Raw genomic sequence first — 13,357 nt, forward strand, 5'->3', positions numbered from 1 at the left:
GCGCGACAGCCACAGGTGATTTCTCATGGCGACGTCTCCGATCCAGAAGGCCAGCGGTATCCTGAGCTACTTCACCCGCCACCGCACGGCGGCGAACCTGCTGCTGATGCTGCTGCTGATCCTCGGCGCGGCGGCAATCCCCAACATGCGGGCACAGTTCTTTCCCGATGTGATCGTCGAATCCGTCGATGTCAGCGTGGTCTGGGAGGGCGCCGGTCCCGAGGATGTGGACAGCGCCATCGTGCAGGTACTGGAACCAGCGCTACTGGCCGTCGACGGGGTTGAGGAGACGCAATCCTCCTCCCGCGAGGGGCGCGCGGTGATCGACATCGACTTCGAGCCGGGCTGGGATATGGCCCGCGCCACCGATGACGTGCAGAACGCGGTCGATGCGGTCACCACCCTGCCCGAGGACGCCGAGGACCCGGAGGTTGAACGCGCAATCTGGCGTGACCGGGTTACCGATATTGTCATCACCGGCCCGGTTGGCGCGCAGCAACTGGGGCTTTTGGCGGACGAGCTGATCCTGCGGCTCTTTGAGGTGGGCGTCACCCGCACCACCATTCGTGGCGTTGCCGCGCCGCGCACCATCGTCGAGGTGCCCTCCAGCCAGCTCATTGCCCATGACATCACCATGGCCGAGATCGCATCAGTGATCGCCGCCGAGGTGGAGATCAATCCGGCGGGCGAGGTTGAGGGCGCCAATGCCCGCGTGCGCACCGGCACCCAGAAACGCACGCCCGAGGAACTGGAGGCGGTGGTGCTGCGCTCGGAGGCGGATGGCTCGGCACTGACCATTGGCGATGTGGCCTCGATCCGGGTTGAAGGCGTGGACCGTCAGCGCAGCTATTTCGTCGGCGAAAACCGCGCCATGTCGATCCGTGTGGACCGCTCAGACAAGGGCGACGCGATCAACATCCAACGCCAGGTCGAAGAGGTGGTGGCCGACATGAACCTGTCGCTACCGCAAGGGGTCGAGGTGTCCCTGATCCGCACCCGCGCCGAGGCAATCACCGGGCGGCTCGACATCCTTGTCGACAACGGGTTGATGGGGCTCGGGCTGGTGCTGATCCTGCTGTTCCTGTTTCTGAATGCGCGCATCGCCTTCTGGGTGGCGGCTGGTATTCCGGCGGCGATGTTTGCCGCCATTGCGCTGATGTATCTCGGCGGGCTGACGATCAACATGATCTCGCTCTTCGGTCTCATCATCACGCTGGGGATCGTGGTGGATGACGCCATCGTGGTGGGCGAACACGCCGATTTCCGCGCCCGCCGATTGGGCGAGCCGCCGATGGTCGCTGCGGAAAATGCCGCCCGGCGCATGGCAATGCCGGTGTTTGCCGCCACGCTGACCACCGTCATCGCGTTTTTTGGGCTGGTGTCGATCGGGGGGCGCTTTGGCGAGCTGATCGCCGACATTCCGTTCACCGTGATCGCGGTGCTGGCCGCGAGCCTGATGGAATGTTTCCTGATCCTGCCCCACCACATGGCCCACGCGCTGACCCACACGCAAGAGCAGCATTGGTACGACGCGCCGAACCGCGTGGTGAACCGGGGCTTTCGCTGGTGCCGCGACCGGCTGTTCCGCCCGCTGATGGTGGGGGTGGTGCGTGCCCGCTACGTGGTGGTTGCCGGGGCATTTGTGCTGCTGGCCAGCCAGATGGCGCTGTTCATCAAGGGCGATGTCACCTGGCGGTTCTTCAACGCGCCGGAACGCGCCTCTGTTTCGGGTAACTTTGCCATGGTCGAAGGGGCCACCCGCGCCGACACGCTGGCGCAAATGCGCGAGTTCCAGCGCGCGGTGGAGGAGCTGGGCGCCGAGTACGAGGAACGCCATGGCCGCAATCCGGTGGATTTTGTGATGGCGGAGGTCGGTGGCAACACCGGTCGCGGTCTTGCAGGCACCGATACCAAGGACCGTGACCTGCTGGGCGGCATTGCGATCGAACTGATCGACGCCGATCTGCGGCCCTATTCCAGCTTTGCCTTTGTGGGCGAGCTGCAGGAACGGGTGGTGCAACTGCCCCTGACCGAGGTGGTCTCCTTCCGCGGTTGGCGCTCCGGTCCCGGCGGCGATGCGCTCGATGTGCAGTTCTACGGCGCCGATGTCACCACGCTGAAGGCGGCGGCCGAGGATCTCAAGACCGCCATGACCCGCTATCCTGAGGTCTCGGCGGTGGAGGACAACCTCGCCTATGACAAGGAGGAGCTGGTGCTCGACCTGACCCCGCAGGGGCAGGCGCTGAACTTCACCATCGAAAGCCTCGGTCAGGCATTGCGTCGCCGGCTCAACGGGATCGAGGCCGCCACCTATCCCGACGGGCCGCGCTCCGCCCAGATCCGGGTGGAGCTGCCGGAGGGAGAGCTGACGGCGGATTTCCTCGGTCGCACGCAGATGCGCGCGCCCTCAGGCATCTATGTGCCGCTGGCCGATATCGTCACCGTCAGCCAGCGCACCGGGTTTTCGACCGTCAGGCGCGAAAACGGCGTGCGGCTGATCTCGGTGACCGGCGACATCTCCGAGGATGATCCGGTGCAGGCCGAGGCCATCATGACTGCTCTGCAAACCGAGATCCTGCCCAAGATCGCCGAGGAGCGGCAGGTCGAAACCCGTCTCTCCGGCCTCAGCGAACAGGAGGACGAGTTCCTCACCGATGCGCGCAACGGTTTCGTGCTTTGCATGGCAGGGATCTACCTGGTGCTGTGCTGGGTTTTCTCCAGCTGGACTCGGCCCGTGGTGGTGATGGCGATTATTCCCTTCGGCCTGGTCGGCACCATCTGGGGGCATCACCTGTGGGAGCTGCCGATGAGTATGTTCACGGTGGTGGGGCTGTTGGGCATGACCGGCATCATCATCAACGACTCGATCGTGCTGGTCTCCACCATCGACGAATACGCCACAGAACGCGGGCTGGTGCCCTCTATCATCGACGGCGCGGCGGACCGGCTGCGTCCCGTGATGCTCACCACCCTGACCACGGTATTGGGGCTGGCTCCCCTGATGTACGAATCCTCGCAACAGGCGCAGTTCCTGAAGCCTACGGTGATCACGCTGGTCTATGGCCTTGGCTTTGGCATGTTCCTGGTGCTGCTGGTGGTGCCGGCGTTGGTGGCGATCCAGGCGGATATCTCCCGCCCGATCCACTCGCTGAAAAGGGCGCTGGCGGCGGGGCAGCACGCGGGCGCGCGTCGTCTGCGGTTGCTGATGGGGCTGAGTGGCGTGGCGCATCTCGGCTGGCTGGCGGTGACGCTGGGCCAGACCATGGCCACCGGCATCCTGCCTGCAGCGTTCCGGCAGATGCTGCCGGACCTGGCCGATATGGAACCGGTCCGCGCGGCGCTCGTGCTCTGTCTGCTTGGTTTTGCGGTGCTGTCGATCTTGACCTATGTGATCGGTGCGATGGGGGCGCTGCGCGGCTCCTGGCGCCAGCGCGCCTGAGCCAGCCGCGCCAGTTCCGCCACCCGGTCCAGAAGGTCAAGACCAAGCGCCTCGATCCGCGCCACTGGCACCCAGCGGGCCTCCAGCGCGTCATCATCGGGCACCGGCTGGCCGGACACATAATGACACAGCGTTGCCACCAGGAAGTACTGCCCGCCAACCACACCATCCGCATCGCGTGGAATCACATCCAAGGTTATCAGCTGCGCGCCTGGCTCTGCGATCACGCCGGTTTCTTCCTGCAACTCCCGCGCCGCGGCCTCGGCGGCAGTCTCGCCCAGCTCCACATGGCCGCCGGGAAAGCCCCATGTACCTGCGTTTGGCGGGTTCCTGCGCTTCACGAGGATCACGCAATCCTCCCCCTCTACATGCGCACAAACCACCCCAAGGGCACCAAGGATCGGGCGACGTGGCGGGGCCGTGGGGGTTTTGGTCATCTGGACGAGGCCTTCTGTCGAGAATCTGTCGGAACAGGGGGCGGCGGCGACATCAATGCTGCATGAATTCAGACGCTTAGCCTGATGTGCAGCCCCGAATGTCCACAGCATGCGATGTTCCCAGCACCGTAAAGCGCAGAGCGGAGCGGTCAACCGCAACCGGGCCGTCACGTGCAGGCAAAAGCTCTGCCTCAGCCACCAATTCAGATCCTTCGCGCCAGGATTTGGTTTCGGTGGCCACCAGGGCTGCGCCCCCGCCCTCGATCACGGCGTATTCTTCCGCGCCGGCGGAGGGCATGGAAATCCGGGCCGATACCTTCATGCCATAGGGGGTCGGCGACAGGTGGCAGGTGACACCGCGCACCCTTGCCTCGGACGCGGAGTATGGTCGGGCCGCCAGCGCAGCGGCAATCGCCGGGTGGCGCCCGGCCGCAAGATCGGCACGGTGATCAAAGCGCAATTCGGAAGGAATGCAGACATCCTTGCACAGGCCCAGTTCCATGCGCCCCTTTAGGCGGATTGGCTTGCCGGGGCTCTTGGGCGTGATCTCGATCGGCAGCACCAACTCGTCGTGATAGCCAATGGTGCGCATGCCCGAGGTCAGGAAAACCTCCGGCGTTGGCCATGTAATGCGGAGATCGGCGACGTTCCGGGAGCCTTGCCAGTGGAATTGGGGCGGAATGCCCGCATCGCCCGGCGCGCGCCAATAGGTCTTCCACCCGTCTTCAAGCCGCAGATGCAACGCACCGAGATAGCGCCCGTCCGCAGTCGGGCCGCCATCCAACACGTTGATCGTCGCCACATTGTCCCAGTTGTTGCCGGCCATCGATGGCACGGCGCCAGAGGTCAAAGACGCCAGCGCCAGCGCGGCAGACGCCAGAAAAGATCGCAGATTTACACTCATGTCAAAGCTATCGCCGGAGGCTCCGTAAAAGCCAAGTCACATCCGGGCGAGGCTACCGTAATGTCACCGAAACGTGACAGGCGGCGACGGTGAAGGGGGGCAGGGCGGAGGGTTGCAACTGCTGTTTCCGCGCGTCATGCTGGGTGCAAAGGCCGCGCGCCGCAACAGAGGCAGTCACATGGAACTGACAGGTAAGTTGCTGATCGCAATGCCGGGAATCGGCGATCCCCGGTTTGACAACTCTGTGGTATTGCTGTGTTCGCACGGGGATGAGGGGGCGATGGGCTTGATCATCAACAAGCTCGCCCCGGGTGTTGTTCTGAAATCGCTGTTTGACCAGTTGGAGATAGAGACGCGGCCCGCCGCAGGAAATACGCCGGTCTATTTCGGCGGCCCGGTGGAAACCCAGCGCGGGTTCGTGCTGCATTCCGATGAATACATTTCCACGGTGAATTCGCTCCCGATTAAACCGGGGGTCTCGATGACCGCCACACTGGATGTGCTGGAGGAAATCGCCGAGGGGCGCGGCCCGGAGCAATATCTGGTGATGCTTGGTTATGCCGGTTGGGGGCCAGGGCAGCTGGAAGACGAGATTGCCCAGAACGGCTGGCTCACCGCAGATGCGCAGCCGGAGATGATCTTTACCGACACCGCCGATGACAAATGGGAGGCAGCCCTGGCCAGTATCGGCGTGACGCCGCTGAACCTGTCGATGGACGCGGGGCACGCCTGAGCAGGCCCTGACGCAAGACGGTAAATCTGAGGCGTGCAAGGCCGGGGCGCTCCCGCCCGTCGCATCTGCATTGAAAATGCAGACACTCCCGTTGGGCCGCGCGCCGCTGGCGCGGCGCGGGAGCCATCCTCCCCTTCATCTTTTCAGAAATATCTCGGAGCGCGAGGCAGAGCCTCGCATCAAAGAGCGGTTCCAGGTGCAACCCTACCGTGGGGCCGCCGCCCGTCGCAGCCGGTCGTTGATCGCAACGCCCAGGCCAACCTCTGGCACCGGCGCCACGGCGATCGGCATGCCCCGCGCATCCAGCGCATGCAGGTGACCAAAGAGGTTTGCCGCCGCCTCCGCAAGATCACCATTTTCAGAGAGGTTGAGATCAAAAATGCCGGGCCCAAAGCCCAAGGAGACCTCGCCCGGGTCGTACTCCGTCGCGTTCAGTCGCACGCTGGCATTTGGGGCATAATGCGACAGCAACTGTCCCGGTGCGGTCAGCGGGTCCATTGCATCGCGATCCGCGACGGGGTGGCCGAGCACCGAGCTGATGTCCTCCGCCGCCAGACCACCGGGGCGCAGCAGCACCGGCATATCGCCCGCCAGCCCAAGGATGGTGGATTCCACGCCGACAGCGCAGGGTCCATCATCCAGGATCGCGGCGATCTTGCCGCCCAGGCCGACCCGCACATGCTCGGCAGTGGTTGGACTGATCCGACCCGACGGATTGGCCGAAGGTGCGGCCACCGGACCATCCACTGCGGCCAGCAAGTCGCGTGCGCAGGCTTTGGCTGGCACCCGCACTGCCAGCGTCTGAAGCCCGGCAGTCACCAGAGGTGACACGTCATGGCCCTCCCGCAGGGGCAGCACCAGCGTCAGCGGACCGGGCCAGAAGGCCGCCGCCATCGCCTCGGCCCAATCATTCCATTGTACCAGCTTCTGCGCCGCCGCCACATCTGCCACATGGGCGATCAGCGGATTGAACGAGGGGCGCCCCTTGGTGGCATAGATCGCCGCCACGGCCGCGCCATTGCGCGCATCGGCGCCGAGCCCGTAGACCGTCTCTGTCGGAAACGCCACCAACTGACCGGCCCGCAGCAGTGCGGCGGCGTGATCAATGCCCGCACGCGAGGGCGTCAGCGCCTCGGTCTCTATTCTGGTCTCGCTCATCGGTGCATGTCCCGGCGTCATATTCCGTTTGGTCGCTCCGTCACATGGCTCCTGACGCGGCGTTCTGATTGCGCGGACACCGGAGCTGTTTACCTAAATGACCAAGGCACAGTAGATAACGGGTAGCGGACCGGATGCCAAGGTACTCCGCACCCCGTCGATGTGCTCCGTTTGAGACGCCCGCCCGATCACAAGAGGTCCCGCCCGATGAGCTACCGCGCCCCCGTTTCCGAATATCAGTTCCTGCTGCAGGATATCCTCGGTTACCAACAGATCACCGCCACCGACCGGTTTGCCGAGGCAGATTCCGATGTGGCCAGCGCCATCCTGACCGAAGCGGGCAAGATGTGTGACGAGGTGCTGGGCCCTTTGCAGCGCAACGGCGATCTGGAACCGGCACGGTTGGAAAACGGGGTGTTGCGGACCTCCTCCGGGTTTGGTGACGGCTACAAGGCCATTGCGAGTGGCGGCTGGGTCGGCATGAGCGCAGACCCCGAGTATGGTGGCATGGGGTTGCCGATGTCGCTGACCACTGCGGTTAACGAGATGATGTCCGGCGCCTGCCTGTCGCTGCAACTGGCGCCCCTGATGAGCCAGGGCCAGATCGAGGCGCTGGAACATCACGCCTCGGACGCGATGAAGGATGTCTATCTGCCGAAGCTGATTTCCGGCGAATGGACCGGAACCATGAACCTCACGGAGCCGCAGGCAGGGTCTGACGTGGGCGCGCTCTCGTCTAAGGCAGAGCCGAATGGTGACGGCACCTATGCGGTCAGCGGTCAGAAGATCTATATCTCCTGGGGTGACAACGACTTTGCCGAAAACGTCTGCCATCTGGTGCTGGCGCGATTGCCGGACGGGGTGGCGGGCACCAAGGGGATCTCGCTGTTCCTGGTGCCCAAGTACATTCCGGACGAGAACGGCAATCCCGGCAAGGCAAATGACCTCAAGGTGGTCAGCCTTGAGCACAAGATGGGCCTGCACGGCTCTCCCACCTGCGTGATGCAATATGATGGCGCCACCGGCTGGCTTGTGGGCAAGGAATACGGTGGCATGGCGGCGATGTTCACCATGATGAACAACGCCCGCCTCGGCGTGGGCGGGCAGGGCGTCGGCGCCGCCGAAGGGGCCTATCAGCACGCGCTGACCTATGCGTTGGACCGTAAACAGGGCAAGACGCCGGTCGAGGGCGGAACAGGTACCATTGTCGACCACGCCGATGTGCGCCGCATGCTGATGGAGATGAAGGCGGATGTTTATGCGTCGCGTGCCATCATGCTGGCCTGCGCCGGTGCCATCGACATGGGCACCGCAACCGGCGAGGCGGAGTGGAAGACCCGCGCCGCGTTCCTGACGCCGATCGCCAAGGCCTTTGGCACGGAAACCGGTATCCGTGTGGCGGAACAGGGGGTGCAGGTGCATGGCGGCATGGGGTTCATCGAGGAAACCGGCGCCGCGCAGTTCTACCGCGACGTCCGCGTGACAGCGATCTACGAGGGCACCAACGGCATTCAGGCCATGGATCTTGTGGCGCGCAAGATGATGGACGGCGGCGAGATGGCGCATCGGCTGATCGACGAGATCGAGGAACAGGCCGAACGGGCCCGCCCCACCCATCCCAATATGGCCGAGGCGGTCTGGCAGGCCTGCGAAACCCTGCGCGAAGCCACCGAATGGCTGGTCGAGGCGGACATGCAGGACCGCTTTGCCGGAGCGGTGCCCTATCTGATGGCCTTCGCGCGGGTTCTGGGCGGCCACTATCACCTGGCCGCAGCCCTCGCCGACAAGGGTGGCGCGCGCGAGAAACTGGCGCGCTTCTACATCAAGCGGATGCTGCCCCAGCACGCGGCCTATCTGGTGCATGCGCAAGAGGGCGCGGCAGGCGCCTTTGCCCTCACCGCCGAAGAACTGGCGGGCTGAGGATATGGCCTCTGTTCCCGAAGTCGCCCCGCGCACGCCCTGGCAAGAACCGCCCGCCAAAGGAGAGGCCATCGAGGTTGCCGAAGGTGTGCTGTGGATGCGGCTGCCGCTGCCGATGAAGCTCGACCACGTCAATGTCTATGCGCTGGATGAGGGCGATCATTGGACCGTGGTGGACACCGGCATGTCGTCAAAAACGACCCGCCGCATTTGGGAACAGCTGATGGCCGGTCCCTTGGGCGGCAAGCCGGTAGGGCGCGTGGTGGTGACCCATCATCACCCCGACCACATCGGCAATGCGGGCTGGTTCCAGTCCGAACATGGCGCGGAACTGGTGACCACCCGGACCGCCTGGCTGTTTGCGCGCATGCTGACGCTCGATGTGCAGGAGGAATGGCCCGAGGAGACTCTGGCCTATTACCGCAGCGCCGGCATGGACCCGGACACCTACGCCACGCGCAAGGCAGAACGACCCTTCAACTTCTCCGACACGGTCTACCCGATGCCGCTGGGCTTCACCCGGGTGCAGCAGGGCGATGTGTTCCGCATGGGTGGGCGTGACTGGGACGTGCATATGGGCAATGGCCACGCGCCCGAGCACGCAACATTCTGGAGCCGGGACGACAATCTGGTGCTGACTGGCGATCAGGTGCTGTCGTCCATCAGCCCCAACATTGGCGTCTATGCGACTGAGCCCGAGGCCGACCCTCTGGCCGAATGGCTGGAAGCCTGCGAGCGGCTGGCGGCGCTGGCGCGTCCCGACCATCTGGCGCTGGGCGGTCACAAGCTGCCCTTCACCCGACTGCCACTGCGGATGCGCCAGCTCATCGACAACCATCATGGTGCGCTGGAACGACTGCTCGACCACCTCGATACCCCCAAAAGCGCCGCGGAGTGTTTCCCGCCCTTGTTCAAACGCAAGATCGGCCCCGGCGAATACGGCCTCGCGCTGGTGGAGGCGGTGGCCCATGTGAATCACCTCTACCGCACCGGCCAGGTCTCGCGCACACGGCGCGATGATGAGGCTTGGGTTTACCAACGGCGTTAAGCCTGCCACCTTGGTTGAAACTTTGACGACCCGGGGATTTTCCAATGGATGACAAGATTTCAACCAGCGCCGAAGTGGCAGAAGCGGCGGCGCTGCCCTGCCATCGCGAGGTTCACACCGATCCGGATGCGCCCGAAGCGCTGAAGGATGTCCCCGCACCTATGCAGAAGGTGCCGTCTCCGGAGCAGAAGAGCCCGGCGCGTTGGGCCTATGAACGCATGATCCTTTATATCCAGAACTTCGAAAAGACGCTGGATGGCGAACACGAGGTCGCCATGGGCTTTGCCGGCGGTGATGCCGGCGTGCTGCGGATCGAAGGCATGGGGTATTTCGACCCGGATATCGTGACTTTCTACGGCAGCGATTCGCGGGGGGCCAAAACGCAGTTGGTGCAGCATGTGAGCCAGCTTAACGTGATCTTGCGGGCAATGCCCAAACCCAAACCGGAAGAGCCAGCCAAACGCATTGGCTTCCGTCTGGTGGCAGAACTGGAAGATGCGGCCTGACAACCGTTCCCAATGAGGTGCCACGAGACAAGGCATGCTCAAACGGCTCTGCTTTGTTGCGCATCGCGCGACGGGGCAGGGTCCGTTGCGGGCGGATGAGCGGCACCTGAACGAGAATTTGCAAAGCCTTGTCGTACCTATGGCCCGTTGCAGCCCCATTGCGTCTGTGGCGCGATAGGGGTGGTGACAGCGGTTTGGAAATCCAGTATCACCAGCTTCAAGTGAACAGATGCGAACAGGATCTCGAGAAATGGCTGAACACAAGCACGGCAGCATGGACTATAGCGTTCAGGAAAAAACCTATGCGGGTTTCATGACCTTTGTGACCCGCGTTACCATCGCTTTGGTGGTCTTCGCCCTGTTCCTGGCAGTTTTCGCCACCTGACCCGATCCATAGCACCGGAGCCTAGCTGCATGCGGACGCCGATCCTGATTCTTGCGCTCTGCGCAGCTCTCGCGGGGTGCGCGGCACCTCAGCGCCCGGATGCCGACCCGGACACAATTGCGCGCGTCGCTTATCGTGACGCGGGCAACCCGTCGATGTCGCTGGTCACGGTGGTCAACAACCGGACCGGGCAGGGCGGGCATACGGCGCTTATGGTCAATGCCTCCGAGCGGGTGATCTTTGATCCGGCCGGATCGTTTTATGCCGATGTGGTGCCGGAGCGTCAGGACGTGCTCTACGGTATCTCGCCGAGTGTCTTTCGGGCCTACCGCAGCGCCCACGCGCGCTCGACCTTCCATGTTGTTACACAGACTGTCGAGCTGACACCGGCGCAGGCCCAGACGGCCTATCAGTTGGTCACCACCAACGGGCGGGTGCCGGGGGCCTTCTGTGCCAATGCAACCTCTTCCATTCTGCGACAAATTCCGGGTTTCGAGGGCATCGACGTGACCTATTATCCGGTCAAGCTGCAGGAACAATTTGCACAGGTGCCCGGCGTGGTGACGGACAAATACTACGAAGATGACAGTGATGATCTGCAATCCGGCCTTGCGGCGGGGAATGTCACTTTGAATGCCGAAGCGGACTCGTGACGCATCTGACCTCACGGGTCTCAGGGTTGGCGTTGATCTGAGAGACCTGATTTTGTGATCCGGGCGCTGGCAACAGCGCCCTTTTCTATTGGCCGCGCGCTGATTTGAATGCCAGTCACTGAAATTGGCGTGACCGCAGAGGTTGGCCCAACCGTTTAGCCAAACAGATACATCAGCGACCAGAGGCTGCAGGCACCGGTGATCATGGCGAGCAGCACGTTCTTGGAAAACACGGCGACTGCAAAGGTCAGGGCCGCAGCGGCAAAGTGGATAAGGCTCGGTTCGCCACCCGTGGGCGCAGGCCAGACCACCAGCGGCGCTACCAGCGCGGGAATGATTGCAACGGCTGTATAGCGCAGGTGGCGCATCAGCCAGTCCGGCATCGCCTTGTTGCCCACCAAGCCGATGAAGGCAAATCGCAGCGCGTAAGAACCAATCGCCAGCCCGACGATCACGATCCAGAGTGTGCTGCGGTCAAATGTCATCTCTGTGCCGTTCATCCTTCGGCCTCCTCCGTGCGTGCCGTGCGACGCTCAAACCACAGCTCGGCCTGCGCACCCGCCATCATGCCTGCCAGCCCTGCGATGATCAGGCCCAGATTGTAGGGCATCAGGGCTGCCGGAAGTGAAACCGCGCAGGCGGTGAAACAGGCCACTACATGAGCTGGCGTGCGCAGCATCGGGCCGATCATCGCAAGGAAGGCGATCGGCAGGACAAAATCCAGTCCCAGGCTGTCGGGGATCGACGCGCCAACCAGCGCGCCGGTGATGGTGGCCGCCATCCAGGCAGGGGCCACCAGCCCGTTGGTGCCGAAGAAATAGGCCATGCGCTCGGATACGCCCCAATCCGCGCGACGCTCGAATTCGATCATCGACAGCGCATAGGCCTGATCCACCGTCAGATAGGCCGCACAAGCGCGTTGCCACAGTGGAGCGCCACCCAGATATGGCGTCAGCGAGGCCGAATACATTGCCACCCGAAGATTGACCGCGAGTGCAGAGACCAGCACGATCAGGGTCGGCGTCTGTTCCTGCATCAGTTGCAATGCGGTAAACTGCGCCGATCCGGCAAACACCGCCAACGAGAAAGACGTGGCCTCAAGCACGTTCAGGCCTGCCTCGGCGGCAAGGACGCCAAACAGCAGTCCAAAAGGCCCGGAGACCAGAACAAAGGGCGCGCTGTCGCGCATGCCCTTCCAGAAGGCGGATTTCACGGTGGAGATTGTCATGGCCGGGCCTTAGGTTACGTGACACATGGCTACGAGGGTTGGAGGAACTTGGCAATTGTCAAAGCTGCAAAAAAAGTCTGGGTACCTGATCGCCCCCGCCCCCGGCAACCCGCGGCTGACCCGTGCGGTGACCGGTACCGATCATCTGGGACAGCAAACCGAGATCGCGGTGGTCGAGGAGCGCCCGCTCACGATCTACCTCAATCGTCAGGAAATCGTCACCGCAATGACGATCGGTGACTACCCGGAGTATCTGGCGCTTGGGTTCCTGAAAAATCAGGGCATGCTGTTGCCTGACGATGTGGTGACCCGCGTCGATTACGACGAAGAAGTCGAAACAGTGGTTGTGCGCACCGAGATCGAAACCTCGCATGAGGAAAAGCTGCAGAAGAAGACCCGCACCTCGGGCTGCGCCGTGGGCACGGTCTTTGGTGACATGATGGCGGGACTTGAGAACGTGAGCCTGCCCGCGACCCCGGTCAAGACCTCCTGGCTTTATGCGCTGGCGCATGAGATCAACCGTACGCCCTCGCTCTATCTCGAGGCGGGGGCCATTCATGGCACGGTGCTGTGCCATCAGGATCGTCCGCTGGTTTATATGGAGGACGTGGGCCGCCACAACGCGGTGGACAAGATCGCCGGCTGGATGCTCTCCGAGCGCGTCGAGGCGGCGGACAAGATCCTCTATACCACCGGGCGGCTAACCTCGGAGATGGTGATCAAGACCGCGATGATGGGCATTCCGGTGCTGGCCTCGCGCTCAGGCTTCACCGCCTGGGGCGTGGAGATCGCGCGGCAGGTTGGATTGACGCTGATCGGCCGGATGCGCGGACAGCGGTTTGTCTGTCTGGCGGGCGAAGAGCGTCTGCTGCGCGACGTGGACCCAAGCGCCATGCCGGAGGAAGACAAAAAACACCGCCGCAAGAGCGCGGATTGACCGCGCGGG

General features: G+C 63.5%; 13 protein-coding genes. 8 read left to right on the forward strand and 5 right to left on the reverse strand.

Annotation, left to right across the window (positions count from 1 at the left end):
- Nucleotides 1–25 precede the first annotated feature (25 nt).
- The gene (locus tag CLV89_RS00925) at nt 26–3,439 is read left to right on the forward strand and encodes an efflux RND transporter permease subunit (protein ID WP_106161615.1); all 3,414 of its coding nucleotides are present in this window, start codon (nt 26–28) and stop codon (nt 3,437–3,439) included.
- Here the strand turns inward: CLV89_RS00925 and CLV89_RS00930 are convergent.
- Both CLV89_RS00930 and CLV89_RS00935 read right to left on the reverse strand, forming a co-directional pair.
- Entirely contained in the window at nt 3,385–3,876 is a 492-nt protein-coding gene (locus tag CLV89_RS00930) for an NUDIX hydrolase (RefSeq protein ID WP_106161617.1), read from the reverse strand. The genes CLV89_RS00925 and CLV89_RS00930 overlap by 55 nt on opposite strands.
- A 76-nt stretch (nt 3,877–3,952) precedes the next feature.
- Entirely contained in the window at nt 3,953–4,780 is an 828-nt protein-coding gene (locus CLV89_RS00935) for a protein-disulfide reductase DsbD domain-containing protein (protein WP_106161619.1), read from the reverse strand.
- A 178-nt stretch (nt 4,781–4,958) separates the two neighbouring features.
- On the opposite strand from CLV89_RS00935, the gene CLV89_RS00940 reads away from it, so the two are divergent.
- Entirely contained in the window at nt 4,959–5,513 is a 555-nt protein-coding gene (locus CLV89_RS00940; RefSeq protein ID WP_165798070.1) for a YqgE/AlgH family protein, read from the forward strand.
- Nucleotides 5,514–5,717: 204 nt separating this feature from the next.
- Here the strand turns inward: CLV89_RS00940 and CLV89_RS00945 are convergent, their stop codons facing one another.
- Nucleotides 5,718–6,671: an L-threonylcarbamoyladenylate synthase gene (locus CLV89_RS00945; protein WP_106162296.1), complete on the reverse strand. Its 954-nt coding sequence runs from the start codon at nt 6,669–6,671 to the stop codon at nt 5,718–5,720.
- A gap of 207 nt (nt 6,672–6,878) precedes the next feature.
- On the opposite strand from CLV89_RS00945, the gene CLV89_RS00950 reads away from it, so the two are divergent.
- The 5 genes from CLV89_RS00950 (at nt 6,879) to CLV89_RS00970 (ending at nt 11,183) form a co-directional block, all read left to right on the forward strand.
- Nucleotides 6,879–8,591, forward strand: coding sequence for an acyl-CoA dehydrogenase (locus tag CLV89_RS00950; protein ID WP_106161621.1), 1,713 nt, complete (start codon nt 6,879–6,881; stop codon nt 8,589–8,591).
- 4 nt (nt 8,592–8,595) lie between these two features.
- Nucleotides 8,596–9,639, forward strand: a complete 1,044-nt coding sequence (locus tag CLV89_RS00955) for an MBL fold metallo-hydrolase (RefSeq protein ID WP_106161623.1) — start codon at nt 8,596–8,598, stop codon at nt 9,637–9,639.
- A 44-nt stretch (nt 9,640–9,683) separates the two neighbouring features.
- Nucleotides 9,684–10,145: a DUF6173 family protein gene (locus tag CLV89_RS00960; protein ID WP_106161626.1), complete on the forward strand. Its 462-nt coding sequence runs from the start codon at nt 9,684–9,686 to the stop codon at nt 10,143–10,145.
- A 250-nt stretch (nt 10,146–10,395) separates the two neighbouring features.
- Nucleotides 10,396–10,530, forward strand: coding sequence for an aa3-type cytochrome c oxidase subunit IV (locus CLV89_RS00965; RefSeq protein WP_106161627.1), 135 nt, complete (start codon nt 10,396–10,398; stop codon nt 10,528–10,530).
- Nucleotides 10,531–10,559: 29 nt separating this feature from the next.
- Complete coding sequence (locus CLV89_RS00970) at nt 10,560–11,183, forward strand: hypothetical protein (RefSeq protein ID WP_106161629.1); 624 nt, start codon at nt 10,560–10,562, stop codon at nt 11,181–11,183.
- A 155-nt stretch (nt 11,184–11,338) separates the two neighbouring features.
- On the opposite strand, the gene CLV89_RS00975 is transcribed toward CLV89_RS00970, so the two are convergent.
- Both CLV89_RS00975 and CLV89_RS00980 read right to left on the reverse strand, forming a co-directional pair.
- A complete protein-coding gene (locus CLV89_RS00975) occupies nt 11,339–11,683 on the reverse strand; it encodes an AzlD domain-containing protein (protein WP_106161631.1) in 345 nt (114 codons plus the stop codon).
- Nucleotides 11,680–12,411: an AzlC family ABC transporter permease gene (locus CLV89_RS00980; protein WP_106161633.1), complete on the reverse strand. Its 732-nt coding sequence runs from the start codon at nt 12,409–12,411 to the stop codon at nt 11,680–11,682. Before CLV89_RS00980 ends, CLV89_RS00975 begins: the two co-directional genes overlap by 4 nt.
- Nucleotides 12,412–12,436: 25 nt before the next feature.
- Here CLV89_RS00980 and CLV89_RS00985 point away from each other — a divergent pair, with 25 nt between their 5' ends.
- Nucleotides 12,437–13,348 carry a formate dehydrogenase accessory sulfurtransferase FdhD gene (locus tag CLV89_RS00985; RefSeq protein ID WP_207796863.1) on the forward strand — a complete coding sequence of 304 codons (912 nt, stop codon included), beginning with the start codon at nt 12,437–12,439 and terminating at the stop codon, nt 13,346–13,348.
- Nucleotides 13,349–13,357 lie beyond the last annotated feature (9 nt).

The sequence above is a fragment of the Tritonibacter scottomollicae genome, assembly GCF_003003215.1.
GTDB lineage: Bacteria > Pseudomonadota > Alphaproteobacteria > Rhodobacterales > Rhodobacteraceae > Epibacterium > Epibacterium scottomollicae.

Excerpts from the sequence above, each read along its gene's own strand:
- CLV89_RS00925 (WP_106161615.1), top strand. The coding sequence starts at position 26 with ATGGCGACGTCTCCGATCCAGAAGGCCAGCGGTATCCTGAGCTACTTC.
- CLV89_RS00930 (WP_106161617.1), bottom strand. The coding sequence starts at position 3,876 with ATGACCAAAACCCCCACGGCCCCGCCACGTCGCCCGATCCTTGGTGCC.
- CLV89_RS00935 (WP_106161619.1), bottom strand. The coding sequence starts at position 4,780 with ATGAGTGTAAATCTGCGATCTTTTCTGGCGTCTGCCGCGCTGGCGCTG.
- CLV89_RS00940 (WP_165798070.1), top strand. The coding sequence starts at position 4,959 with ATGGAACTGACAGGTAAGTTGCTGATCGCAATGCCGGGAATCGGCGAT.
- CLV89_RS00945 (WP_106162296.1), bottom strand. The coding sequence starts at position 6,671 with ATGAGCGAGACCAGAATAGAGACCGAGGCGCTGACGCCCTCGCGTGCG.
- CLV89_RS00950 (WP_106161621.1), top strand. The coding sequence starts at position 6,879 with ATGAGCTACCGCGCCCCCGTTTCCGAATATCAGTTCCTGCTGCAGGAT.
- CLV89_RS00955 (WP_106161623.1), top strand. The coding sequence starts at position 8,596 with ATGGCCTCTGTTCCCGAAGTCGCCCCGCGCACGCCCTGGCAAGAACCG.
- CLV89_RS00960 (WP_106161626.1), top strand. The coding sequence starts at position 9,684 with ATGGATGACAAGATTTCAACCAGCGCCGAAGTGGCAGAAGCGGCGGCG.
- CLV89_RS00965 (WP_106161627.1), top strand. The coding sequence starts at position 10,396 with ATGGCTGAACACAAGCACGGCAGCATGGACTATAGCGTTCAGGAAAAA.
- CLV89_RS00970 (WP_106161629.1), top strand. The coding sequence starts at position 10,560 with ATGCGGACGCCGATCCTGATTCTTGCGCTCTGCGCAGCTCTCGCGGGG.
- CLV89_RS00975 (WP_106161631.1), bottom strand. The coding sequence starts at position 11,683 with ATGAACGGCACAGAGATGACATTTGACCGCAGCACACTCTGGATCGTG.
- CLV89_RS00980 (WP_106161633.1), bottom strand. The coding sequence starts at position 12,411 with ATGACAATCTCCACCGTGAAATCCGCCTTCTGGAAGGGCATGCGCGAC.
- CLV89_RS00985 (WP_207796863.1), top strand. The coding sequence starts at position 12,437 with ATGGCTACGAGGGTTGGAGGAACTTGGCAATTGTCAAAGCTGCAAAAA.